At 39.2% G+C, this 26400-nt stretch carries 20 protein-coding genes; 4 read left to right on the top strand and 16 right to left on the bottom strand.

Annotated features, from left to right (window positions below):
* Nucleotides 1–31: 31 nt before the first annotated feature.
* Both trxA and BQ7997_RS23800 read left to right on the top strand, forming a co-directional pair.
* Nucleotides 32–331 (top strand): thioredoxin, encoded by a 300-nt coding sequence (gene trxA, locus BQ7997_RS23805; RefSeq protein WP_022139528.1) that lies wholly within the window; start codon nt 32–34, stop codon nt 329–331.
* A gap of 17 nt (nt 332–348) precedes the next feature.
* Nucleotides 349–813 carry a thioredoxin domain-containing protein gene (locus BQ7997_RS23800; protein ID WP_073348300.1) on the top strand — a complete coding sequence of 155 codons (465 nt, stop codon included), beginning with the start codon at nt 349–351 and terminating at the stop codon, nt 811–813.
* A gap of 112 nt (nt 814–925) precedes the next feature.
* Here the strand turns inward: BQ7997_RS23800 and BQ7997_RS23795 are convergent, their stop codons facing one another.
* The 3 genes from BQ7997_RS23795 to BQ7997_RS23785 all read right to left on the bottom strand — a co-directional run bounded on the left by BQ7997_RS23795 (nt 926) and on the right by BQ7997_RS23785 (nt 2665).
* The gene (locus tag BQ7997_RS23795) at nt 926–1561 is read right to left on the bottom strand and encodes a SagB/ThcOx family dehydrogenase (RefSeq protein WP_073348299.1); all 636 of its coding nucleotides are present in this window, start codon (nt 1559–1561) and stop codon (nt 926–928) included.
* A 95-nt stretch (nt 1562–1656) separates the two neighbouring features.
* Nucleotides 1657–2214, bottom strand: a complete 558-nt coding sequence (locus BQ7997_RS23790; protein ID WP_007759170.1) for an NADH peroxidase — start codon at nt 2212–2214, stop codon at nt 1657–1659.
* Nucleotides 2215–2236: 22 nt separating this feature from the next.
* On the bottom strand, nt 2237–2665 hold the full coding sequence (locus tag BQ7997_RS23785; RefSeq protein ID WP_073348540.1) for a Fur family transcriptional regulator: 429 nt from the start codon (nt 2663–2665) through the stop codon (nt 2237–2239).
* 146 nt (nt 2666–2811) lie between these two features.
* Between BQ7997_RS23785 and BQ7997_RS23780 the strand changes: the two genes are divergently transcribed.
* The gene (locus BQ7997_RS23780) at nt 2812–3543 is read left to right on the top strand and encodes a DUF1573 domain-containing protein (RefSeq protein ID WP_073348298.1); all 732 of its coding nucleotides are present in this window, start codon (nt 2812–2814) and stop codon (nt 3541–3543) included.
* 81 nt (nt 3544–3624) lie between these two features.
* Here BQ7997_RS23780 and BQ7997_RS23775 read toward each other — a convergent pair whose 3' ends face one another.
* The 8 genes from BQ7997_RS23775 to BQ7997_RS23740 are packed head-to-tail and all read right to left on the bottom strand — an operon-like array spanning nt 3625 to nt 18322.
* Entirely contained in the window at nt 3625–4650 is a 1026-nt protein-coding gene (locus BQ7997_RS23775; RefSeq protein WP_073348297.1) for a hypothetical protein, read from the bottom strand.
* On the bottom strand, nt 4643–6436 hold the full coding sequence (locus tag BQ7997_RS23770) for a leucine-rich repeat domain-containing protein (RefSeq protein ID WP_159436796.1): 1794 nt from the start codon (nt 6434–6436) through the stop codon (nt 4643–4645). The genes BQ7997_RS23775 and BQ7997_RS23770 overlap by 8 nt, the downstream gene beginning before the upstream one ends.
* Before the next feature lie 14 nt (nt 6437–6450).
* Nucleotides 6451–8199 (bottom strand): BACON domain-containing protein, encoded by a 1749-nt coding sequence (locus tag BQ7997_RS23765; RefSeq protein WP_159436795.1) that lies wholly within the window; start codon nt 8197–8199, stop codon nt 6451–6453.
* Between the two features lie 38 nt (nt 8200–8237).
* A complete protein-coding gene (locus BQ7997_RS23760; RefSeq protein WP_139260974.1) occupies nt 8238–10892 on the bottom strand; it encodes a DUF4458 domain-containing protein in 2655 nt (884 codons plus the stop codon).
* Between the two features lie 33 nt (nt 10893–10925).
* Nucleotides 10926–12791, bottom strand: a complete 1866-nt coding sequence (locus BQ7997_RS23755; RefSeq protein WP_073348293.1) for a BACON domain-containing protein — start codon at nt 12789–12791, stop codon at nt 10926–10928.
* A gap of 17 nt (nt 12792–12808) precedes the next feature.
* On the bottom strand, nt 12809–13750 hold the full coding sequence (locus tag BQ7997_RS23750; protein ID WP_159436794.1) for a DUF4984 domain-containing protein: 942 nt from the start codon (nt 13748–13750) through the stop codon (nt 12809–12811).
* Between the two features lie 29 nt (nt 13751–13779).
* Nucleotides 13780–15333: a RagB/SusD family nutrient uptake outer membrane protein gene (locus tag BQ7997_RS23745; protein ID WP_073348291.1), complete on the bottom strand. Its 1554-nt coding sequence runs from the start codon at nt 15331–15333 to the stop codon at nt 13780–13782.
* 34 nt (nt 15334–15367) lie between these two features.
* Complete coding sequence (locus tag BQ7997_RS23740) at nt 15368–18322, bottom strand: SusC/RagA family TonB-linked outer membrane protein (protein WP_073348290.1); 2955 nt, start codon at nt 18320–18322, stop codon at nt 15368–15370.
* Nucleotides 18323–18974: 652 nt separating this feature from the next.
* Between BQ7997_RS23740 and BQ7997_RS23735 the strand changes: the two genes are divergently transcribed.
* Complete coding sequence (locus BQ7997_RS23735) at nt 18975–20900, top strand: NAD(+) synthase (RefSeq protein WP_073348289.1); 1926 nt, start codon at nt 18975–18977, stop codon at nt 20898–20900.
* A gap of 449 nt (nt 20901–21349) precedes the next feature.
* On the opposite strand, the gene BQ7997_RS23730 is transcribed toward BQ7997_RS23735, so the two are convergent.
* The 5 genes from BQ7997_RS23730 to hisG form a co-directional block, all read right to left on the bottom strand.
* Nucleotides 21350–21901 (bottom strand): dual specificity protein phosphatase family protein, encoded by a 552-nt coding sequence (locus BQ7997_RS23730; RefSeq protein WP_073348288.1) that lies wholly within the window; start codon nt 21899–21901, stop codon nt 21350–21352.
* A 16-nt stretch (nt 21902–21917) separates the two neighbouring features.
* Complete coding sequence (hisB, locus tag BQ7997_RS23725; protein WP_073348287.1) at nt 21918–23042, bottom strand: bifunctional histidinol-phosphatase/imidazoleglycerol-phosphate dehydratase HisB; 1125 nt, start codon at nt 23040–23042, stop codon at nt 21918–21920.
* A gap of 3 nt (nt 23043–23045) precedes the next feature.
* Nucleotides 23046–24086 (bottom strand): histidinol-phosphate transaminase, encoded by a 1041-nt coding sequence (gene hisC, locus BQ7997_RS23720; protein WP_073348286.1) that lies wholly within the window; start codon nt 24084–24086, stop codon nt 23046–23048.
* A gap of 17 nt (nt 24087–24103) precedes the next feature.
* A complete protein-coding gene (gene hisD, locus BQ7997_RS23715) occupies nt 24104–25393 on the bottom strand; it encodes a histidinol dehydrogenase (protein ID WP_073348285.1) in 1290 nt (429 codons plus the stop codon).
* A 100-nt stretch (nt 25394–25493) separates the two neighbouring features.
* The gene (hisG, locus tag BQ7997_RS23710; RefSeq protein ID WP_073348284.1) at nt 25494–26345 is read right to left on the bottom strand and encodes an ATP phosphoribosyltransferase; all 852 of its coding nucleotides are present in this window, start codon (nt 26343–26345) and stop codon (nt 25494–25496) included.
* Between the last annotated feature and the right edge of the window lie 55 nt (nt 26346–26400).

The following is a 26400-nucleotide window of genomic DNA, read 5'->3' as shown; positions in this document are numbered from 1 at the left end:
GCTGCCATTTAACTTTAAGAAAGGAAAGATTATGGAAAAGTTTGAAGATTTGATAAAGTCACCGGTACCCGTTTTGGTTGATTTCTTTGCTGAATGGTGCGGACCTTGTAAAGCAATGAAACCCGTTTTGGAAGAACTGAAATTAGTTGTAGGTGACAAAGCCCGGATTGTAAAGATAGACGTTGACCAGCATGAAGAACTGGCTACTAAATATCGTATACAGGCCGTACCTACCTTTATAGTATTCAAGGATGGGGAAGCGGTGTGGAGACATTCCGGCGTAATCCATAGCAGCGAACTGCAAGGGGTTATCGAGAAACATTATACATAAAAAGATAAAGATAACGAATGAAGAAAGTATTAGTAATGGTGGCTCTTGTCATGATAAGCGTGATTGTATACGCTTTCAATAACAAAGCAGAAGCCAGTCAAGGTAAAAAAGAGGTAACAGGTAACGGTGAAGTCGTCGTAATGAACAAGGAAATGTTTCTGAAAGACGTCTTCGATTATGAAAAATCAAAAGAGTGGAAATACAAAGGTGACAAGCCCGCCATTATCGACTTATACGCTGATTGGTGCGGGCCTTGCCGCCAGACAGCTCCTATCATGAAAGAATTGGCAAAGGAATATGCAGGGAAAATAACAATCTACAAAGTGAATGTGGACAAGCAGAAAGAACTGGCAGCCCTGTTCAACGCAACAAGTATTCCATTGTTCGTATTCATCCCCATGAAAGGAGATCCACAGCTTTTCCGCGGAGCTGCCGACAAGGCAACTTACAAGAAAGCAATTGATGAATTTTTATTGAAGTAAAAAAGGGAAAAATATAGTGACGCTATCCAATAAGGATAGTGACGCTATAACAAGCAAATAGTGACGGTATCCTGAGAGGATAGCGTCACTATTTTTATATTCTTATCAGACCTTATTTAAAATATCCTACAGGATGGTTCATCATAGGAATCTGCGTATCTTTCAGCTTCAGCACTTTCTTCAATTGATTATTATCCATCGAAGCACGTGGCACCGTAGCTAACTTGGCTGCAGAACAGAAGATTGAAATATTCTGCGAAACGATTCCTGCATCCATAGCTCCTATCAACTGGGTATGAGGTTTCTTTGCATCCCCTAAACGGGAAAGGTCGCTAATCAAAACCAGAGAAACCGGAGCTGATTTCACAAAAGCCTGTCCACCGGCTACCGCACCCCGATTATCACCCTCAGCTACCAAATTCAATTGATGATTTTTCGCATCATACAAATAACTGCCTTCAGGCAACACTACATATACATCCACATCCTGCTTGTTCATAGCTGAAGGAGCGGTTCTTTTCCCTGAATCTTTCCGGTTAATTCCATTAGCAGCCCATAATAAATCCGACAAGTCAGCCAAGCTCAAGGCTTTGGATGCAAACTCTCTGGTCGAATGACGTTCGGACAATGCCTTCATCACCGCACCTGTACGATTCAAATTAGGTTGCGGCAACTTAATCACTTTATCAGCAGCAAAAGCAGCCGCCGAAAGCACTAAACAAACTAACAATAGTTGTACTCTTTTCATAACTGTGGTATTAAAAGTTGATGAGCAAATATAAAGAAAAAAGGTCTGTATTCATTTTTGAATACAGACCTTTTAAGAGTTATTATGAGGTTTGATTATTTATCACCGAAATAACGGTTGTACAGACCTTCAAAACCTTTACCGTGACGAGCTTCGTCCTTGCACATTTCGTGTACAGTGTCATGGATAGCATCCAAGTTCAAAGCTTTAGCACGAGTTGCGATACGTTTTTTATCTTCGCATGCACCTTGTTCAGCATCTTTACGTTTCTGCAAGTTGGTTTTAGTATCCCAAACACAGTCACCCAGCAATTCTGCAAATTTTGCAGCATGCTCAGCTTCTTCCCAAGCGTAACGCTTGAAAGCTTCAGCTACTTCAGGATAACCTTCACGATCTGCCTGACGGCTCATAGCAAGATACATACCAACTTCAGTACATTCACCCATGAAGTGATTGTTCAGATCCTTGATCATTTCTTCGTCGCAACCTTTTGCAACACCGATAACGTGTTCGTCAGCAAAAGACAATGCACCACCTTCTACTTCAACAACTTCTACGAACTTGCTGGCAGGAGCTTTACACAAAGGACATTTCTCAGGAGCTGCGTCACCTTCATAAACGTAACCGCATACAGTACATCTAAATTTTTTCATTTTCTTCTCAATTTTAAATTAATTAGTCAATACGTGTTTCTTTATCTTTTCTCAAGCAATTCTTACATATACCTTTATAATAATAATGCACTTCCGATACCTGATGTCCGTCCATCTCCAAACTTTCCACTTTTTTTATCGCTTCCGGACATTGCAAATCATAAATGTGTCCGCAACGTTTGCAAAGGAAGTGGGAATGAATGGATGTATCCGCATCAAAATTAGTATTCTTCTCATCAATCGTAAGCATCTGAGCCGCCCCTTGCTCCGAAAACAATTTCAAAGTATTATAAACTGTCGTCTTTGAAAGCGTAGGCATAGATGGAGACAATGCTGTATAGATATCATCCGCCGACGGATGAATGGGATGCTCCATCAAATATTGCATGATAGCAATGCGTTGCATTGATGGCTTTATATTATGCTCTAATAATCTTTCGTACGGTTTCATCATTTATCCCTTCTTTTCCAAACTTGTATTCATTACAATTATAAATCCAATGCAAAGATAGAAAGCCTTAATGGTATATCCAAATATTTTCAAGTTTTTTTTAGAAAGATTCCGGTTAACAGTATAAATACCTGTATCTTTGTACCATGAAATTCAAGTTTATCATATTATTTTATTTCACTATTATTGCATTTGCAGCTACAGCCCAAACAGGCAATAATATTGTCTTTGAAAAACAATCGTATGACTTTGGAACGTTTTCCGAAGATGGAGAGAACCAAACATGTGATTTCAAGTTTACTAATCAAGGAGACAGAGCAATAGCTATCACCCATGTGCAAACCACATGTGGTTGTACGGTAGCCAAATATACACGAGCACCGATCCAACCGGGGAAAGGCGGTACTATCAGCGTTACTTATAATCCACAGGGACGTCCGGGAAAATTTAACCGTTCCATTTTGGTCGATATTACCGGAAGCAATGCAAAAATAAAATTGACCATTTCGGGAATTGTCACTCCGGGAGCACAGCGCAAAGACAAACGTTTCCCATATGTTATGGGTAGTATGCAATTAAAAACAACAAGAGTCCGTTTTTCACCGATGCGTGGAAATGAACAGGAACAAAACATAGTAATTGTTAATAGTGGCAAAGAACCGATTCGTTTGCAGTTCCGTTCCTTAGACACAACCCTTTCCGGCTATACTGTTCCAAGAGTAATATCTCCCGATTCAATAGGAGAAATACGAGTCTGCCGCAAAGCAGATGCCACAAAAATGCAAGCTAAATGTATCAGACTAAAAGAAGATAAAACATATCCTTCTAAAATAGGATACATTTATATTGAAATAGCCACAGAGAAATGCAAACATTGATTCTAATATAAAAAGTGGCTGGCAAAACCTAATCGTTTAAAACCAGCCACTTTTACCAAAGAGAAAGTTCTTCCAATCTTATCAATAAGTAAAATTCCGACGGACACCGACTGTCCCGTCTGTATGTGACCAATCAACCACACTACTTTGCAACTGTCTGGAATCCGTCCAATTGCCATAAGCATCATAAGAAAGATACGTATATTCTTCTTTATCTGTCATTTCATCTTCCGAGCCCTCATTCTCAATATATTGAACTCGCTGCAAATAGTTCTTAGAATCATACGTATATGTCCAATCAAAGATAGTAGAGCCCATATCCATTTTCTTTACCGCAGGCAGCAATAGCTGTCCTTCAGCATAACGGGTAATGGTACGAACTGATTCAATTCCATCTTCAATTGTCCTGACATCTTGTGTTAAAAGCCGCCCTTCAGTATCATAAGTATACATTGTGGATTCCTCACTCATAACTGTTGCACCGCGAGATGTTGTAACAACTTTCTTTGCCGGATATGAGCTTCCGGATTCATACAAATATTCTGTTTTAATATTACCACTCCATGTTTCCTCTTCATAAGCAGCTTTCCCGTCATCATATATATATGAAATGGAGCCATCTTCACTAATGATACTTTGTAAGCCTTTCACTAGAAAGAACTCCATTTTTCCCAAAGGAAAAATAAGAGGAACATAATTAGTATGCTCACCATAATTCAAAGTATATACAAGCGGGTCATCTCCCAAAGGAGTAACAGTCGCCTTGATGAGTCTCCCATTTCCATCATATTCATAGGAGTAGCAAGCAACGGTCTGCCACACATCACGGGATAAAGGTTCAACACCTGTTGGATTATAATATGTTATTTGTCCCGCAGAATTAAAACGCATATCGAAAATCACGTTTTCTTCTTCAATCTCCGAACCTTTATCAAAAGAATATGTTGATTCCATAACCCTACTTACCGAACCTTTCAAACCGAAAAAAGCCAAATGCGAATTTTCCCAGAAAGGAATCTTCGCATCCGGCTTTTCATCATTATGCTCGTCATTGCATGAAGCAATGACGAGACACAATATTATAAGCAGATAAAGGAATTTATTCATCTGACTTCTTTTTTAAAGACTCCAGATATTCATCAAAATCTTTAGGCAGTTCATAAGTTGCCTTACAGCCATCTACCGGACAAACCGCACGAGTCACGCCAGAAGAATTACGGTTGTACACAATTACATTTCTACGGGGCAATAACAAATCCTCTTTATTCTCCATTTTGAAATTCTCGATGCAACACCACGTTGCCGGAACTTGCCAAGTCAAAGACGGACAGTTATCTACATTTACACAATGCAAATAGAATGGTTTGGATACTTTTTCTGTTACACCCTTAATTACGTCTTCCTGTTCTTTAAGATATATACCGGCATTTGCAGAGAAAGAAGTCAATCCTGCATTATCTGAGAAATCCAGAATTGAGATATACGGGTTTTTAGAAAATACACCATCACCAATAGCATTAATATTATTTTTAGCTAATGCCAAAGAACGCAGATTAGGCAATGCCGACAAATCCGGAATAGCAGATAAACCACAATCATCCAATTTGAGTTCTATCAAGCTTTCTGAATTCATTTTTGGGAAAGTATTAATCTTGTTTCCATCCAGAACCAACATTTCTAATTCGTCCGACAAGCCATTCAACTCACTTTCCGAGACAGAAGTGATTTTATTATTCGCCAATGTAAGTGTGCGCAATCTTCCTTTTGCAATCTTCGGAATAGACGTAAAGCCACAATTATCTAATAGCAGTCCTCCCATGCGAACACCTTCACCGCGATTTTCCGGTAAAGCATTCAAATTAGGATTATTACGGAAATCAAAAGTCGACATCATCTTCATTCCAAAGATATTAGAAGGCAGTGTAGTCAACTTGGTGTCATTCATCCGCAGTGAAACCACTTTCTGCAAATTCTCTGCTAGTGCAGCAGGAAACTCTGATATGGTGTTTCCGCTAATCTCTAAATCACGAAGTTCCGGAAGTTCTCCCAATCTTGCAGGAAGCTCTGTCAATTGACTGTTCACAACAGTTAGTGAACGTAGATTCTTCATTTTTTCAAAGTTCTTCGGGAAAGCTTTGAATCCGGTATTCATAATCAAAATGGAATAAAGTGTAGATTTATCCAAACTTTCGGGCAACTCTTCAAATTCCGGAATATTCATAATCTGTATTCCTTCCAAAGTAGAGAATGTACTAATAAGTTCAGGCAATTTCTTCATTCCGGGGAACGCTTTATTATCAAAAATGATAGTTGCCAGATAGGATATATTCCCATAATCATCCACCTCAAACTCTAGGTTTTCCCAAGTCAGCAGATCTTCATTCTCCACACGCCACGTTTTAGGCCATTTGGTAGAATCAGTTCCCAGAACTTGTTCGCACAGACCAAACAATTGATTACGCAACTGATTATTAACATACACAAAACGAATAGAAACAGGGAAATAGAAAGTCGCCATTTCTCCATGCTTAACTGTGATATTATTTTCATCATCCACATAAGCTTCCTGAATCTGCGCACCCTTATTATTATAAGCTACATATTTCACCACCTGATAAGTACCTTCTTCCAAAGCCAGAACCTCGGAAGTCAATTCGTCTTCATTACCAGTTAAATCAACTGTCTTCAAATTGATTTTCTTACCATCCTTTTCCAGTGTCACTTTCAGCCGTGCCATATCTTCCAATGTAGATATGGTAAAGACTTTATTACGCACAAACTTAAAAGTCACTTCTCCTTGGCCCTCGGCTAAGGTTGCAACTTCATCATCATCTGAGCAGCCCGTAAACAGAGCTGCACAGACCATGAAACAGAATAGAAGTGTCGCCTTCATATACATTGTCATTTTCATTTCCAATTCAAATACCAGTTTTTATTAAGCATTCTATAATATCTCCAATTACCATGCAAAGGCACCGTATTGAGGTCTTCCTGAGTCAATGAAGGTAATTTTGCCGCAACAGCAGCCGCTTCTTCGTCTTCCGGACAAGTACGGTTATATTCAGCCGGGAATTCCGCAAACTTGGTAGGAGCATTTGTAAAGCCAGCCATAATGCCTCTATTATCATACCCTTCTTGATTGAATAATAACAAGAACGGATTCCAACAAGCCAGATATTTGTGATACAATATCCAATCAGGAACTTTACCTGTGAGACGATTCAGATTCAATGTCAAATATTTCATATTAGGAAGAACTCCATCTTTAACACCATCCAAATCAGGAATACTGCCATAGAAATAGTTGTATGACATATGAAGCTCTTCCAAAGCTACCATATCACGGAATAACCATTCAGATTTAGATAAATCACCACCTAGTCCAATCGTTTCCAATGTTTCATTTCTTGGAATATCCGTACTCAGATTCATAACGGTGCCACTTACACGGTTACTACCCAAGTCTAAATATTTAAGTTGGTTTTTCAATCCTAAAAGTACATCTTTGATTGACTCCAAGCTCAGAATTGTATTACCATTCAAATCCAACTCTTCCAAGCTCTGCATATGAGCCATTTCGGCAGGAAGGGAATTAACACCATATCCCATCAGAGAAAGACTCTTTAATTTAGTCAACGAAGCAATTTCCGGTCCTAATGCTATTTTCTTCCTATATCCATTTGCATTAGCTATAGCTGCAAACGTCTCCAATTCTGTCAGATATTTAATCTGATACGGAATAGTTTCATCCGTATCAATCATTGACAAACGGAAACTTACAACACGAAGTTCTGTTGTATCTTTCTTTGAAACTCCCGTTAATGGATTATAATAGTCATATGTACGTTCCTCTACAACAACATTATCCCAATGGATAATTGGTCGACTGGCAGAAGGGGTACCTGAATTCATGACTCGCATAATCGCCAGAACCGCCAATGAATCACCTTCACGTGAAGGTATAATCACCGGAGCCTTCTCCTGAATGATTTTCACTACTTTATTGAGCATTGCCGTTTCCCCGGAAGCACGATTAGTTGTTAATGGCTTCTGATTAAACTGCACTTCAGCAATACGGTTACCTTTATCAAAATCCGAGTAGGTTTTAAATTTAAAACGGAATTTCTGCTTACGCGGAATGGTTGTAGACGGAGTATAGGTTGAAGTTCCATCAAGAGTCAACCAAGCCTTTGCCTCTTCCGGGATTACCACCTCAAAAGGAACATTAGCTATAGCCTCGACATCTACATAAGCTTTCTCAGGAGCAGCATAAGATGGTACTGTCACCTCTGACTCTGCAAAGTCGATAGTGGGTTCATATCCATATTGCTTCACCAAAACTTCAGCTAAATCTCCTTTATCAGAATAAAATATAATTCGGCCGGTACGTTCCTTATACAAATAAGAAGAATCTGCCTTTATCACACATACTCCATTTCCTACTCCAGTAGCCGGACTGACCATGCACCAATCATTTTCAGCTTCGGCAGTCCATGTCTGATCAGTAGCGATTTTCAATTCAATGGTTCCACCATTATTCAAGAACTGCATTTCTGTCTGATCAACAGAAAAACCGCTAACCACATCATCATCATCTTTGCAAGAAGATACCAATAATATTATCAGGGCAACTATTGCCCAACACATTGTTCTCATATCTTTAAATAAATAATTCATAAATTCTGTTTCCTCCATTATTTATTCATATCCAAATCCAGTATCGGACATCCTATTATATACTGATTCGAATCATATACCAAGTTGTATAAACCGGAAGATATTTTCGAACATACTGCTGACGGAATAGTCACATCAATATTATTATTATCAGTAATATTAAACTCGGCCAACAATGTTGGGAAGTTAGATTCTGGAATCTTACGAATATCATTGTCTGATACATCTAAAAGTCTTAAAGTAGCATATCCCGGATAAGACGACAATGCAGTCGGCCAATCTTTTAAAGGACGTGTTTCCTTACCTGTCTTTTTATCAATATCCCACTGATCATTCAGATATAGTTTATTCAACATTGGCAATTCCATAGCTTTCATCGGAAAAACTCCGAATCTGTTGTAAGACAAGTTTAAACCAGATACGAATACCAGATTTCTGGAATTAAACTCAATAGGAAGATACCTGAGATTATTTCCAGACAAATCCAATGCTTCCAATACTTCTAATTCTTCAAATGAGCAAGGTGGCAACGTATCTAATTCACAATTGTTTATCAACAGATAACTAATACCTGAACCCTTCAACGCTCCCGGGAAATAACCCTTTCCTTTTTCATCCTTATTGGCTTTACCAAAATCGTTTTTAGTAAGTGTCAATGTTTCAACATTGATACCATTAAATCCTTCAGCAAAACGCTCTATATGATTATCGGAAAAGTCTACGCTCGTAGCCTGATATTTACTATCCTTTCCATCTTTGAATAAATTAGGAAATACCTTTAGCATATTGTTAGAAGCTGAAAATGTTTCAATATCGTCCGTTTCGCAGAAGTCATCTGCAATCTCAGAAATCTTGTTATCATCAAAGAATGCTTGTACCGGCGCAAGTTTACGTCCTGTTCCCGGTAGCTTTCTCAACTTGTTAGTAGAAAAGTCCAGCAAGCCAATCTTAGTCGCTTCAGTTAGTGCCATAGGAAATTCCTCCAATCCGCAAGACGACACATACAAAATTTGCAATTCATCTTTGCAACTTGTTATGAACTCGTTCAATCCATTCAACAATTCGGAAGGCTCCATTGTCGTATTACAACTGAAGTTCAATGAAATAACCTTTTTCATCTTCTTCAAAGCTGTAGGGAATTTCTTAAACTGACAATTATAAAATTCCACATCAGTCAAATCAGGCAGTTCTGCCAATTCTACCGGAAGGTCATCATCATTCCGCCCTATCAGACAATTCGCAACAAAAAGATAATTAAGCTTGGTTAGATTGCGAATGGTAGCCGGAATCTTCGTGATACGATTGGAAATAGACCCTTGAGCAAAATCATAAGTACCGGAAGTTGCATATTTCAAAGGAGCAACTTTTTTCGAAGTATACAGTTTTCCATTATCTATTGGTGATGGATGTAAAATTCTCAATCTTTCCTTCGCAATTTCCATTCGACGACCACGATAATCAATCCCTTTACGATACAAATCAATAGGGTTCAAACTATAGCTTACCTTATCGCCTTCAAAGTTCTCAACAGAAGCCAAGTCATTATGAGTACCCAATGACAAAGAAACTATTTCTGTCAAATCTCCCAAAGCATCAGGTATGGCTCCTTTCGGATTAAACGAACCTAGTTCCAATGTTTTCACACGACCATAATTATCCAGTTCAACACCGGGCTGATTTCCCCATTCGTCTATCGGACGATTAGCAAAACGCCAGTTTGCTCCTGCCGGGAAAGATTCACCTGCATAGCTCCAATTCGGTCCATCCATGTTTACCCAAATAGTATAAAGGGCAATATAATCTTTGATAGCATACATATTTTCCGGGAATTTGATATCCACGCTTCCTTCTGTATAATCCCCTGTAGTGACTTTCACATAAGTATCTTTCAAATCTGCCGCCAACAAAATGCTTCTACGATCTTTATCGTACATCATGTAACGGGTTATCTCATACTCTCCGGATTCCCAACTTACAGTGTCAGTATGCAGATACTTCTCATTCTTTGTTTCGTAAATCTTGAAAGGATGCGGAGTAGCATACTCGCTTGTACCTTTCTTACGGTAGTAGATATCTATTTCTTCAACATTATCATAACTAAATTCTTTTGGATCGCCTTCTAATGCAGCACGAGACTTCGCTTTATTAGCTTTATCCATTTCTTCATCATAGTTGGATAAATCTTTCAATAAATCAAAGTATACATATCCGCGTACGGTAGCTTTCACTTTCACATCAAGCTCTGTAAGATGTCCACCCGTAATTTGGAATGTAAGTGACTCATCCGGGTAAATAGTGGCTAATCTTTCAGGCTTCTCCATACCGGGTTTCACCGCTCCGAAAAGGGTATAACTCATGATGCGATATTCACCTGTGCGCAATTCCAGGTTCTCAGATTCCAATCCGAGATCTGTAGCATTCGCTACAGAACTCAGATTCAAGGATTGTGTTACATACATATCATTGTACAGCATAGATACCTCCACCTTCTTTGCATCAGACATATAATCCAATGTTGTGGCTCTAGTTACAGTCTTCGAAGAAGTCAGATGTAACTTGAGGAATCCTGATGTTCCATTGCCAGATACGACATCATCGTCTGAACAACTTGACACCAATGCTATGCAAAGCATTGCCGTAAACAACCAGTTTATTTTTCTTAATAGATTCATTTTCTTTATCAAATAAATAAAATTATAGAATGATTATTTTGCAGCTTGCTCAATTGTAAAATAAGTAATTACTGCATCTTCTAACATACCTGCACAAATTGCAAACTTTTCAGATCGGGCTTTACCTGTTGTATTAGGAGTTACTTCTATAATAATATTTCCTACTCCATTTACCAACTGTCCCAGTTTAGTCCCTTTATCCAACATATCACCGGTACCATAATCTCCTTTCTTCATTTTTCCATCAACAATTTGAACTCCATGATACCAAGTAGCCCCCCAATCTTCAGAACTTAAATCAATGCCTGAATATTCAAAAGTTAAAGTCTCACCGGAAGGTGATGCTGTCAAAGTCTGACCTGCCAAACCTTCACATACAAAGTCTTCAATACCGCCTTTTTTCTTCTGACCCAAGTTTATATATTTTGCATCCAATTCAGGTTTCAGCTCTCCTTCATCATCAAACAAAGATTCAAATGTTGGATATTTAGTAGCAGAAACGGCAAATAAAGCAAAATAACGATCCTTATCTTCAGTGGAACCTCCATTCCATTCATTACCACGTGACTTAATATACAAAGTCTTTGTTATTGTTTCCACAATAGCGCGGGTGTTGTCAGTTTCTGGGTCTTCAACAAATCCCCAACCCTGATAACCTGTCATATCAGCAGATTCTTCATCCCCATAACCATTTATATATGTAGAATAAATAGGAGAACCACCAAAATTTTGTCTTACGATATAGAAAGTGACATCATTCTTATTTGCAGCTTTTACTTGAAAATCGATAGCTATATCATTATAATAGCCAGGATATTCCTCAACGCCATGTGCTTCAAACATATACAGTTGGTTATCCGGCATCTTAAAGACTGTATTATCAATCTCTACATAGTCATTTCCTACACCCGGATATTTTACATTGAGACTATAATCCAATGCTTTTCCTTCAGCATCAACAAAAGTCAAAGTGCCATTTTCTTCTTCTACTTGTAGTTCAGCCTTGTTATAAGTAAGCTTCACTGAAGTGTTTACTTCGAAGAAATTTACTGAACTATTTGCAACCGGATAAGTAACGTCAGAAAACGAAGGTGTATTTCCCAATGCCCACTTTATATTCGAAACTACGTGTATAGTAGCCTGATATCCGTCACCCATCATATCATCCAAAACTACAGGATCCATATCGCACGACATTGATGGAGTAATTCCGGCAAATTTCACAGCATATTCCTTTGTTGCCGGAGTACGAGTTTCTGCCTGATATGCGAAACTGACAATTGCAGCCTGCTCGCCATATCCGCCTGCGGCATAGAGTTTTTCAGGATCTGCATGGAAAACATATTTTCTTGAGCCATCATTATTTCGTCCCTTATCCTCATAAGTCAACCAATCCGGTGATATGGTAATTGAATAATCATAGTTACTCTTAACACTTACTTCAGCAATAATCTCCTGTTTTTCATTATCAATAGCCAGGCTAGTTCCATTCTGATCTTCGGTAGAGAAAGTGAGAACAGAGCCTTTCTCACCTTGAGTCACAATAATATCGACAGACTTTCCACTTGCCTTGTCTTTGATAGTAATAGTACCGATACGAGTTTTGAAATCGTCATTATTCTCAACGGTTACTATTATTTTCTGCTCACCGGCAGAGCCTGTTCTTTTACTCAAATCTATCCAGTTATGACTTACAATAGCAGTCCAATCATTTTCTGCAACAAATGTGATTGTTACAGCATCATTGTCAGCTCCTGTACAAGTTATCTCTGCAGGAGAAAGAAGCTCAATAGTAGCATTAGAGCCATTATTATTGTCATCATCGTCACCACAAGCAACGAAAGTACACATCAAAACACAAACAAATAAATATTTAAAATAACTCGATGTTGTTTTCATATTCTTATCTTTTTAGATTAAAACTTATTGAATTTAAAAAGAGAACAGTCATTTCTTTCTGCTATACTACGAGTTACAGTACCATTCTCATTATCTTCTGCTTCATCTTCATCAAGCGACTTGAATATATATTGATATACTCCAAAACTTCCTATCTGAGGAACATACGCCTCTAATATCAGTACAAAGAAGTTGTCAAACGTATTGAAGTACGAAGGATATTGCTCAACAGAACGAATCCAAACTGTTCCATAATTGCTTTCACGGAAACCGGCCTGTTCAGGAACAGTAATTACAAGATCCAAAGGATCCGAATCGTCGAAAATTACCCGGATATCACCGGAGCCCGAATGCCCGAACATATCAGTAAGCATTAATGTCTTTTCATCTTTCTTGTAACCCTTCACAGAATATGATCCCATATTACTATCAAAGGGGAAAGATGCCAACATCGTGAATTTCGCTTCATCCGTCTCATTCTTGATTTGCAGAAAATCATTCATTTTAAACGGATGGCACTTGATAAAATCAACCAATGTCTCATTTCCATATAAATCCCATGTCTGGACTTTGGGTTCAACCAAACGCAATCTTACAACCAAACTGTCATCACGGTTTACATTTTCATAATGCCCTTCCAACTTGACGAAAGCAACACGCTCTCCTGCTTTGATAGTGACATTATTAGAGTTGTCAACAAAATCAAAATGATAACCACGAACAGCGGTTGATTTATCATTAATTATTTCTACAGCATAGTTCCGGTCGTAGTCTGCCAAAGTAGTTGTGGCAACCGGTACTTCAAATATTTTATCCGTTTCTAAAATCGGCATCGTGTAGGTGGTATCAGCAAACATCACATATTCCGGTCCGGTATATGTAATCTCTTCTGATTGACACCCTATCATAATAGTGGCTGCCAACGGAAACATCAACAGAAGATTCAAAAATTTCTTCATATTCATCTTATCTGTTACTTATTATTAGTTTAATTGTTACTTGCATTACCTACCACCAAGCCATTAGTAGCTTCGATTTCATGTTTTGGAATAGGCCAAGTAGTAAAACGGTATTTTGCATCTGTATATTTCACGTTCAACTCATTATTGATAGAACCGTCTATGCTATAAAGCTGCTTTTCACGTTTCACCGGATCATGCCAACGTTTCAAATCAGAGAGACGGAAACCTTCCATATACAATTCGCGGGCACGTTCATTCTTTATTTCTTTCAATAAATCATCGCCCGAAGCAGAGACAGAACCAAAACCTGTAATACGCTTACGCTTCAATGAAGAAAGATCTTTCTGAGCATTCTCATCATCACCCAGCCAGTAATAGGCTTCAGCGCGTACCAAATAGACTTCTGACAATCGTAAAGGCTTCGGCATATTGATAAATTTTCGAGTATCACCGCCATCCAAGTCTGTATTCCCCGGATATTTTGTTATAAGATACACATCATCGCCATTCACGTCCTTTGTTTGACTACAAAATGCAGAAGCACGCATATCATTATCTTCATACAATTTTAGAATTGCTTCAGCAAAATGATATTGAGGGTTGTAAGACGAGTTGTTGTAACCTAACAGGCTCTTACCCAAAGCACCACCATAACTAGTAGGACTCATTCCTATCTTCCAAATAATTTCATCACTTCCGTCGCGCATCCACATTACTTGATAATCCGTATAATTTTGGGAATTAATAATAAAAGCATTATTAATGGCATCCGAGAGTTTATATACTCCAAGCTTAATCACTTTTGTTGCAGCCTCTACCGATTTCTTCAAGTATTCATTGTTACGGTCGCGCTTTAAATCCCCCATTCCCATATACATATACACCCGCGCACGCAATGCATACACAGCGCCTTTACTAAAATAGTGAATATCAGCTATGGTACGTGAATCGGGAATATTATCTTCTGCATCCTTCAAATCACTGATAATTTGATTATAAGATTCACGTAATGTTGAACGTTTTACCATCGGAACATCATCCCGATATGTAACAGGCAAACAAATACCCATATTTTCCTTATCTGCATTCTCCGAGGTCATAGGTTCGCAAAACAAACGAATCAACTCGGCATATGCCAAAGCACGTGCAAAATAAACATCACCCAAACGTTTTTTGAATTCTTGTTTTTCTTTTTCTGTTTTCAAATTTGCTTCTACCTGATCTTTATAATCCATAAAGAAGTTACAACGAGCCACAATTGTATACAATCCATTGTATACAGCAGCAATTTCATCAGTAGTAGATTTGATATTCCACTGATAGAAATTAGAATAGAATCCAGTATTAGTTTTCAAAGCCGCATAAGCCATATCAGCCTGAATATCCGGAAGCAAAGTCATGTAGCCACTATATAGTGCACTATTTTTGAATGCACTATAAATGCCAACCACCCATGCGTCGCAATCATCAATCGTACGCAAAGCTTGATGCTCAGGAACTGCACTATCCGGTGTAAGATCCATTTCACAAGAAGTCATAACGAACATCAACGACATCAATAGGAATAATATTTTTTTCATTTTTCTCTATTATATTAATGTATAAAATAAACTTTTAGAAGCCTACTTCTAATCCAATGGAAAATTGACGTGACATAGGATATGCTGCCTGATAATAGTTGGCAGTTGATTCAGGATCCATACCTTGGAATTTTGTCCAAGTAAACAAATTCTGCCCTTGTGCAAATATTCTCACCCTATCAATAACTTTTGTCGGTAGCAATAAATTCTTAGGCAATTCATAAGATATACTCAAATTCTTCAAGCGAAGAAAAGATGCATCCTCCAACAAACGGTCGTCAAATTGCATTGGAACGTCATAGCGAGGCATCGTTACAAAATCCCCCGGCTTTTTCCAACGTTCTGTTAACAGTTTTCTTGACATATTATAATTTGAATATGCAGCTGCATTCTCACTGAAATAACGGTCATTATTCATCATATATCGATCTGCGACCCAACTGAATTGTGCTGCTACAGTTACACCCTGCCAAGATAATGTTGTGCCAAAACCTCCTTGCCAAGGAGCATTACAACTTCTGCCAGTCAGGACTTTGTCGTCCTCGCTAAATATATTCGTAATCTTCCCTTTTTTATCATACCAAAGAGCGTCACCATTGGCTGGATTTACTCCTGCAAAACGATTTAGATAAAATTCTCCATATGAATGCCCCACTTTCAAGTATAAACCTGTAGAACCCATATCGTATTCATCCCGGCCACTATATAGTTCTGTAATCTCATTCTTATTATAAGATGCATTGGCAGAAACATTCCAACTGAATGTTTTAAACCGAAGTACATCAACATCCAAAGAAAGGTCAACTCCACGATTTACCATTTCTCCCATATTACTCCAACGATATGGATAACCGCCCACCACCGATACGGGTACTTCCATCAACATATCCTTTGTTTTCTTATTGTAGAACTCGGCAACCAAATTTATACGATCAAAAAAGCCCAACTTCAAAGAAACATTAGTAGTCAACAACTTTTCCCATGTCAGGTTTTCATTACCTTTGGAGTAAGGAGCTATACCTGCCATATCAACATCCTTTACAATACCATAAATTGGGCCTCCAGACACAAGAGGAAGGTGATCATAAGCTGGAATAGACGAGTTACCCGACGTACCGATACTAGCGGCAACCTGCGCATTCGTTAACCAGTCTACATTTTCAAGAAATTTTTCTCCTTTAGCATTCCACATTAAACCTATTGACCAAAAATTAGCCCAACGGGAATTCTTACCGAAACGTGAAGAAGCATCACGACGTACAGAAAAATCAGCGTAATATTTGCTTAAAAAATTATATTCGGCACGTCCGAAGAAAGAAAGATAACGAGCATGAGTCATTGTATCAGAAGGGTTATCAGCACGTGTTGCCGTTGAAAAAGTCAACAACTTATCATTACTTTGTCCATGTGATACAACAGAAAATCCATCAGATTGATTATCAACCCATTCCTGACCAAGCATCACATTAAAATGATGTTCTTCCTTTATATCAAAAACATAGGTAGCAGTATTAGACCACGTAATATTCGTATAACGCGAAAAACCACGTCCTACAGAACCTTCACCATAGTTAGGCAAATATGAGGGCATAGAAAACATATTACTACGCTGATCAAGAAAATCAACACCTCCCAATGTCTTAATAGTCAATCCCGAAATAGGATGAAATTCACCATACGCAGAAGCAATTACTTTCCAACGATTCTTATCTGAAGGATTGTTGTTCTGATATTCTACCGGATTCACATTTGTTCCTAGCCAAGTTCCATCATTTACATTCGCAATTCCCCCCGTAGCTGAATAAGGACTCCAATAAGGAAGCATGAAACGAGAAGCAGAAATTGGAGTCACGGTATTATAGTCACCATCAACAGCTTCGGTCATATCTTCATAGGCAAAAGAAGCATTCGTCCCAACCTTGAACCAATTATTCACTTTTGCCTCCAGATTTGCACGTAAGGTATAGCGTTTATAATCAGAACTCAAAGCAATACCCTTCTGTGAATGAATATTTCCTGATACGTAATAGTTGAATCCTCCCTGTGTAGCACCACTTGCTTGCAAGTCAACACTAGTAAAAGGAGCTGCATCATTGTACACAACATCACGCCAATCGATATTGGTACGCTCTAACAAATCACGATCGTAAGTACCTACTTTATCCGGATTGATTTCTTCTTCATAGTCAAGACGTTCGGTTGTATTCATCAAATCCCATTTGCCGTAAGCTAATTTCGAAATACCATATTGCGCACGAGCTATAATATTTCCATTCGTACCACTACGACCACGTTTAGTTGTAATTACTACTACACCATTAGCAGCACGTGCACCATATATGGAAGTAGAAGAAGCATCCTTCAATACAGATACACTCTCAATATCATTAGGGTTAATTGCCGAAAAAACATCTGCTGTAATAGCAATACCATCCAATATAAAAAGCGGTGTTGTAGCTGCATTAATAGAATTCACACCTCGAATCTGAAAGTCTGCAGAAGCACTAGGTTCACCACTACTAGAGATTACCTGTAAACCTGGAGTACGCCCTTGCAAAGCTTGGTCGAAACTAGGAGTCGGTACATTTTCCATTTGTTCGGCCTTTACTACCGACATTGAACCAGCCACGGTTCCTTTCTTGCGAACACCATAGGCAACTACTACAACCTCATCCACCATCTGCGCATCGTTTTCCATTGTCAAGTTTATACGAGTAGAAGCAGTCACCTGCTTATCTATCGTTTTCATACCGACATAAGAGAACTGCAAAGTGGCAGGAGACTTAGTCACTGTGATACTGTAATTACCATCTATATCGGTAATTACTCCGTTTGTTGTACCTTTCTCCAAAACGGACACACCGATCATCGGCTGGTTATCTTCCGCCGAAATGATATGTCCTTTTACCTGATATCCGCCCTGTGCGAAAAGCAACAGGGGGATATTCGTCAGAGTAAAGAGTACAAACAAGAGAATTGATTTTCTCATCTTTGATACTTAAATTAAAATTAATGAAATTGATTTATTTTATAGATTTGTCTACAAGTAAAATACGCGTATTCCATTTTCACTCAAGAAATAATAATACGCTCCTCTCCCACAGGTCAACTCTCAAAGCATAACTTTTTTGACCTTGGGCAGGATATTTTCTCTAAAAACAAAATAGGGAATACTAACTTGGCAAATTCTTAATATTACGCCAAATATCCAAATAGATTTTTCGTGTTACCGCTGTGTGAATTAAATGTATGACCATCTGCTCTCCTAAGTTATAAATTAAACACTAATATTACTTGTCCTGTTTAAGTGCTATATATTTCTAAATATGTTCTTTTTCGCTACAAATATAAATATTATAGTTAAATAAAAGAAACAAAATGTCGCATATTTTATACTAAATTTCCACATATATCTTTTTGTCACATATTTAAGTACATATAAATCAATTAAGGAACAAGCAAAAGAATAATTATTCAATAAATAGAATATTAACTTTCATTTTGACAATTCATTTAATTGTTTAAACAACAGTAGCACTAGTGATGTAAAATACCCTATAGAAAGGATTCACTATAGAAAAGATAAATATTCAAAACTATTTTCCTATTTTTGCACCCACTATATATAAATAAGGTATAAGATGAACTACGGATTCGTGAAAGTAGCAGCGGCCGTGCCACATATAAAAGTGGCTGACTGTAAATTCAATGTAGAGAGAATAGAAAGTCTGATTGCAGTGGCTGAAGGAAAAGGAGTGCAAATCATTATTTTCCCGGAAATGAGTATTACCGGATATACTTGCGGTGACTTATTCGGTCAGCAACTTTTGTTGGAAGAGGCTGAAATGGGATTAATGCAGATTCTGAATAATACACGCCAATTGGACATCATTTCTATTGTCGGTATGCCGGTAGTTGCCAATTCTACGGTTATCAATAGTGCGGTAGTTATTCAGAAAGGAAAAGTATTGGGTGTTGCAGCCAAGACTTATCTGCCTAACTATAAAGAGTTCTATGAACAACGTTGGTTCACATCCGCCCTTCAGCTTACAACTGATAATGTACGTTTGTGCGGACAGATTGTTCCTATAGGGGCTAACCTGCTTTTTGAAACTTCGGATACTACTTTCGGAATTGAAGTTTGTGAAGATCTCTGGGCTACAATTCCACCCAGCTCTTCACTTGCATTGCAAGGAGCGGAAATCTTATTTAATATGTCGGCAGATAATGAGGGTATCGGAAAACATAATTATCTGTGTTCTCTTATCAGCCAGCAATCTGCACGCTGTATCGCAGGATATGTATTTTCATCTTGCGGTTTCGGAGAGTCTACTACAGATGTAGTCTTTGCCGGAAACGGATTGATTTACGAAAATGGCAGCCTTCTTGCACGCAGCGAGCGTTTCAGTATGGAAGAACAACTTATAATCAGCGAGATTGATGTGGAACGCATACGCGCAGAACGTAGAATCAATACGACTTTCGCTGCCAACCAAGCTAATTTAGAAGACAAAAAGGCGGTTTCTATCGCAACGGAATTTGTGAATAGTAAAGAGCTGACTTTAACCCGGAACTTCAATGCTCATCCTTTTGTACCGCAGGGCAATGAGTTAAATAAACATTGTGAAGAAGTTTTTTCCATTCAAGTGGCAGGACTGGCACAACGGCTCGTCCATACCGGAGCCAAGACTGCTGTGGTAGGCATTTCCGGCGGACTGGATTCAACATTGGCTTTACTAGTCTGCGTGAAGACTTTCGACAAACTGGGATTATCAAGAAAAGGGATTCTCGGAATTACAATGCCCGGCTTCGGAACGACTGACCGGACTTATCATAATGCTATTGACTTGATGAAGTCATTAGGCATATCTATCCGTGAAATCAGTATCAAAGATGCCTGTATCCAGCATTTCAAAGATATAGACCATGATGTAAACGTACATGATGTCACTTATGAAAACTCACAGGCACGCGAACGTACGCAAATTTTAATGGATGTTGCCAACCAGACTTGGGGAATGGTAATAGGTACAGGAGACTTATCGGAACTCGCTTTGGGATGGGCGACTTACAATGGTGACCATATGTCTATGTACGGTGTCAATGCAAGCGTGCCTAAAACGCTCGTGAAATATCTGGTACAATGGGTGGCAGAAAATGGTGTGGATGAGGATTCTAAAGCTACACTACTTGATATAGTAGACACTCCTATCAGCCCGGAACTTATTCCGGCAGATGAAAATGGAGAAATCAAGCAAAAGACCGAGGATTTGGTAGGCCCTTACGAACTGCATGACTTCTTTCTTTATTATTTCCTGCGTTTCGGTTTCCGTCCTTCCAAGATTTATTACCTGGCAAGTGCCGCATTCAAAGACAGTTATGCCGAAGAGACAATTAAGAAATGGTTATCCATTTTCTTCCGTCGTTTCTTCAATCAGCAGTTCAAACGTTCATGCCTGCCTGACGGGCCGAAAGTCGGTAGTATTTCTATCAGTCCGAGAGGGGATTGGCGAATGCCGAGTGATGCCAGTTCAGCTATGTGGCTTAAAGAAATAGAGAACTTATAATCTTCTTGATAGACAACTTATTTTGGCAGGCATTTTTGTCTGCGACATTTTTGTATTTATTTTAAGTATTATAGGGGGAAAAACAAAAATGTTGCAGCGCTATATATCAAGTATTTAAGTCTAAAAACAGGCTCATTTTAAGGAAAGTTTACAAAAAACATGCGGTTGTTTTTGACTTTTTGGAGAGAAAAACTGCATTTTTCATATAACATACTATATTACAGAGCGTTACCATCTTTTATGAATAACTAGTCGGACAGACTTGTGCAACTGAAGAGTTACACAAGTCTGTCCGGCTAGTTGCTCAAGTCCATTTGCACCGTTACACAAGTGCAACAGGATAATACTAGCAGTTGAATTAGCTAATAGATGAGGAGAAAACATTAATTCATGCCATAGAAGTTTCTAATGCTTCCTTATGATTTGACTAATTCATACAGTCAATTGAATTATTGCATCACCTCTTTTTTTATTCGCTCTATATCCACTTCTTTGATTCTTCGAATTATATTTTTATAAATACGGTGAAAACCAAAACCTCCTTCAGTCATTTCGCTGATCGCATCTTCTTTGGAGACATTCTGAAATACAATGCGGTAGAGCGCACAAACGGCTCCTGTACGGTCGGAACCATGATGACAATGGATTACAATTGGCGCTTTACGGTTCTTTATGATACGCAATGCCCTTATTAATTGCTCCTCACTGACTGAATGCGCCTTCATCTTTACCCGATGAAGTTTCACGGCTGTACCTGCCGCTTCATCATCGTCACTATGCCTGTTACGGAGATTTAGGGACTCTTTGATTCCATATTTTTCAAGAGCTTTAAAATCAACAGATGAAGGCTGTTCCGAACGATATACTCCCGAATCTATCTTATACAAATTGGCCAATTCACTATCAGGAAGAATAATCTTCTCTGCTTTCAGGCCTTGGCTGAAAACAGAGACAGAGAAAATGATTCCTAAAAACAGGATCAACAAGATTCGTTTCTGCATAAATTTTCGTATTTACTCAAAGCACACCTTTACTGGATGGAAGCTCAAAATGATAGATATCTCTTTTGAGTGCCATTTTTAAAGCACGGGCTAATGCTTTAAAAATTCCTTCTATCTTATGATGTTCATTCTGCCCTTCAGCCTTGATGTTCAGATTCATTTTTGCGGCATCACTCAATGACTTAAAGAAATGTAGGAACATTTCAGTCGGCATCTCCCCTATCTTCTCGCGTTTGAACTCCACATCCCATACCAACCAGGGGCGGCCACCAAAATCCAGGCATACCTGGCAAAGACAATCGTCCATCGGCAAAGCATATCCATAACGTTCAATTCCCCGTTTGCTGCCTAAAGCCTGGTAGATACAGTCTCCCAAAGCAATAGCAGTATCTTCAATAGTATGATGTTCGTCTACTTCCAAGTCTCCTTTTACACGAATCGTTAAATCCATACCGGAGTGTTTTCCAATCTGTTCGAGCATGTGGTCGAAGAAACCAAGACCGGTGGAAATATCGCAAGTACCGTTTCCATCAAGGTTCAGAGCTACATATATATCCGTCTCTTTAGTTGTGCGACGTACTTCCGCTTTCCGCTCACCGGCAAACAGGAATTCGGCTATCTGATCCCAGTCTGTTGTGGCGAGAGCGCAAACGTCTTCCAGTCCTTTTCCTTTCAGACTTTCTGTTGAATCTTGTAGATAGATGGCACGACAGCCCAGATTTTTGGCAAGTTCCACATCTGTAGGACGGTCACCGATAACAAAACTTCCAGGCAGATCGTATTCAGGATTATTCAGATATTTCGTCAACATTCCGGTACGTGGTTTACGTGTCGGCGCATTATCTTCAGGGAAACTACGGTCTATAAGTATTTCATCAAAAGCAATTCCTTCGCCTTCCAATGTTTTAAGCATCAGGTTATGGGCAGGCCAGAATGTTTCTTCCGGAAAGGATGATGTACCCAGTCCGTCCTGATTGGTGACCATTGCAAATTCGAAATCGAGTTTACTACGGATAAAGCCCAAATTACGGAATACTTTCGGATAGAATTCCAATTTCTCCAAAGAGTCGAGTTGATAGTCAACTGGCGGCTCAATAACCAGCGTTCCGTCTCTGTCTATAAATAAAACTTTTTTCTTCATAATCTATCCCGGGTATTTTTTAAGGGCTTCCAATAGGGTGTTATTCTCTGTACGAGTACCAACCGTCACACGCAAACAGTTGCAGCAGAGTGAAACGGTATGACGATTGCGGACAATAATCCCCTCGCCTACCAAATAATTATAGATTTTCACTGCATCCGTCACTTTAGCCAAAAAGAAATTAGCATCGGATGGAAATAACTTAATGGTACATGGAAGTTTTTCAAACTCTTCTTCCAAATAATCGCGTTCTTCCTTCAATGTATTTACCCAACGTTCTATCTCATAATGCTTATGAAGCATACTGATAGCCTGCTGTTGAGTGAGTTGGTTAACGTTATAGGGATATTTGATTTTACTCAAAATGCCAATGATATCTTCGGATGCAAAAGCCATTCCCAAACGGATAGCGGCACATCCCCAGGCTTTGGAGAATGTCTGGAATACAACAAGATTAGGATATTTATCCAACTCTTCCAGAAAAGAGGGGGCTTTGGAGAAATCATTGTAAGCCTCATCCAGCATCACCAGTCCTTCAAACCGATTCAGAATCTTTTCTATTTCGGAACGAAGCAGGTCGTTTCCTGTCGGATTATTGGGTGAGCAAAGAAAAATAAGTTTGGTATGTTCGTCTGTAGCAGCCATTAACTTATCAGCAGAGAACTGGAAGTCATCATCCAATAGTACTTTCCGGTATTCAACGTTGTTCACATCTGCACAAACCTGATACATCCCATAAGTAGGGTCGATAGCCACTACATTATCCTTGCCCGGTTCGCAGAAAGCACGAAAGACCAAATCAATGGCTTCGTCGCTACCATTTCCGAGGAAAATATGTTCGGGAGCTACTTTCTTGATTTTCGACAGCAGCGTTTTCAGTTCGCATTGCATAGGATCCGGGTAACGGTTATGAGGCGTATTGTACGGATTCTCATTGGCATCCAAAAAGACAGAAGCTGTCACTCCTTTATATTCATCACGGGCCGAAGAGTATGGTTTTAGTTTCCAAATGTTCGGGCGGGTTAGTTCTTGTAACGTTTTCACTTCTTTGATTTTTTAAGTTATGAGTTCTGAATAGCTTTGAGACGGACAGTAACTGCGTTCTTATGCGCATCCAAAAGTTCGTTAGCTGCCATTTCTTCAATAGCCGGGCCAATGGCTTTTATTCCTGCCGGAAGAATTTCCTGGAATGTAATCTTGCGGATGAAACTATCGAGGCTTACACCGCTATATGCTTTGGCATATCCGTTGGTCGGCAAAGTATGGTTAGTACCCGAAGCATAATCACCTGCACTTTCGGGAGTTAATGAGCCGAGGAATACAGAACCGGCATTGGTGACACGTTCTGCCACTTCCAAATAGTTTTCTGTCTCGATGATTAAATGTTCGGGCGCATAAGCATTGGTTAATTCCAGTGCTTCATCCAAATCTTTCACTAAGATTAGTTTGCTGTTTTCCAACGATTTTGCAGCTATCTCACGACGGGGTAATTCTGCTAGTTGACGTTCCACTTCTGCCATCACTTCTGTTTGGAGTTCCTCGGAAGTTGTTATCAACATGGCCTGGCTGTCGACTCCGTGCTCTGCCTGGGACAGTAAATCCGCTGCCACGAAAACCGGATTTGCGGATGCGTCAGCCAATACTTCTACTTCGGAAGGCCCGGCAGGCATATCAATGGCAACATCACGCAGACTTACCAATTGTTTTGCTGCTGTCACATACTGATTTCCGGGGCCAAAGATTTTATAGACTTTTGGCACGCTTTCTGTTCCGTAAGCCATGGCAGCAATCGCTTGTACACCACCTGCCTTGAAGATTTTACTAACTCCTGCCAGTTGGGCGGCAAAGAGAATGGCAGGGTGGATATTCCCATTTTTATCGGGGGGGGTACAAAGCACGATTTCCTTGCATCCTGCTATTTTGGCAGGAACAGCGAGCATCAATACGGTTGAGAACAGCGGGGCTGTTCCTCCCGGAATGTATAGCCCGACCTTTTCAATGCCCACAGCTTTCTGCCAACAGGTTACGCCATTCATCGTTTCCACCTTCTTTCCCACAAAACGTTGGGAAGAGTGAAAGGTTTCAATATTTTGTTTTGCCAGGGAGATGGCGGCTTTCAATTCATCACTTACTAATGTTTCGGCAACCTGCACTTCTTCAGGAGTCACTGCAAGCGCAGACAAAGTAACTTTATCAAAGGCGGCTTCATATTCCAGTACAGCTTTGTCACCTTCTGCCCTTACCTTACTTATAATGGTATGAACCGTATCGAACAGGTTCTCCGTATTCAGTGCCGGACGTTTCAAGAGTTCTGCCCATTGCTCTTTTGATGGATACTTAATTAATTTCATAGTTTATATTTTATTAGGCACAGATTTCACGGATAACACAGATAATGCAGTCACTAATCTCAGATACCGCGTGATCTGTGTAATCCGTGCCTATATATATTTATACAATCATCTTTTCAATCGGCAGTACCAAAATGCCTTCTGCTCCCAATGCTTTGAGTTTTCCGATAATTTCCCAGAAACGTTTTTCGTCAAGTACTGTATGAACGGAACACCAGCCTTCTTGTGCCAATGGCATTACGGTGGGGCTCTTCATACCCGGTAATACGTCAATAATTTCTTCCAGTTTATCTTTCGGGGCATTCATCAATACGTATTTCTTATCCTCGGCAGTTTTTACAGCGTTCATACGGAACAACAGTTCTTCCAACACAGCTTTTTTCTCATCGCTCATGTTTTTGTTACCAATCAACAAAGCTTCCGATTTCATCACTACCTCTACTTCTTTCAGGCGATTGCTGACTAAAGTAGAACCGGAACTTACAATATCAAAAATAGCATCAGCCAATCCGATGCCCGGAGACACTTCCACCGAACCGGTAATGACATGGATTTCTGCATTCACACCATTCTTTTTCAGGAAGTTGCGAAGGATAACAGGATATGAGGTCGCAATCTTCTTTCCGTTGAACCATGACAATCCGAGATATTCCAAATCTTTCGGCATAGCCAATGACAAGCGGCACTTGCTGAATCCCAAACGTTTGATGATTTCCGCGTCTTCTTCTTTTTCCATAAATTCGTTCTCACCGACAATCCCCAAATCAGCCACTCCGGTAGCTACCGTCTGTGGTATATCGTCATCACGAAGAAAAAGAACTTCGATGGGGAAATTAGGAGATTGCACTAATAAAGTACGTTTGGTAGTGCTCAACTTGATATCCGACTCTTCTAAAAGTGCCATTGTCTCTTCGAAGAGACGTCCTTTGGCTTGTACTGCGATTCTTAACATGATCTTATTTAATTATTTATTATTAATTACTATCCGAATGAGAAAATAAAAAAAG

Source organism: Bacteroides congonensis, assembly GCF_900130125.1.
Classification (GTDB): domain Bacteria; phylum Bacteroidota; class Bacteroidia; order Bacteroidales; family Bacteroidaceae; genus Bacteroides; species Bacteroides congonensis.
Note: the sequence above shows the minus strand (reverse complement) of the source record. Positions and strands in the feature narration are given on the sequence as shown.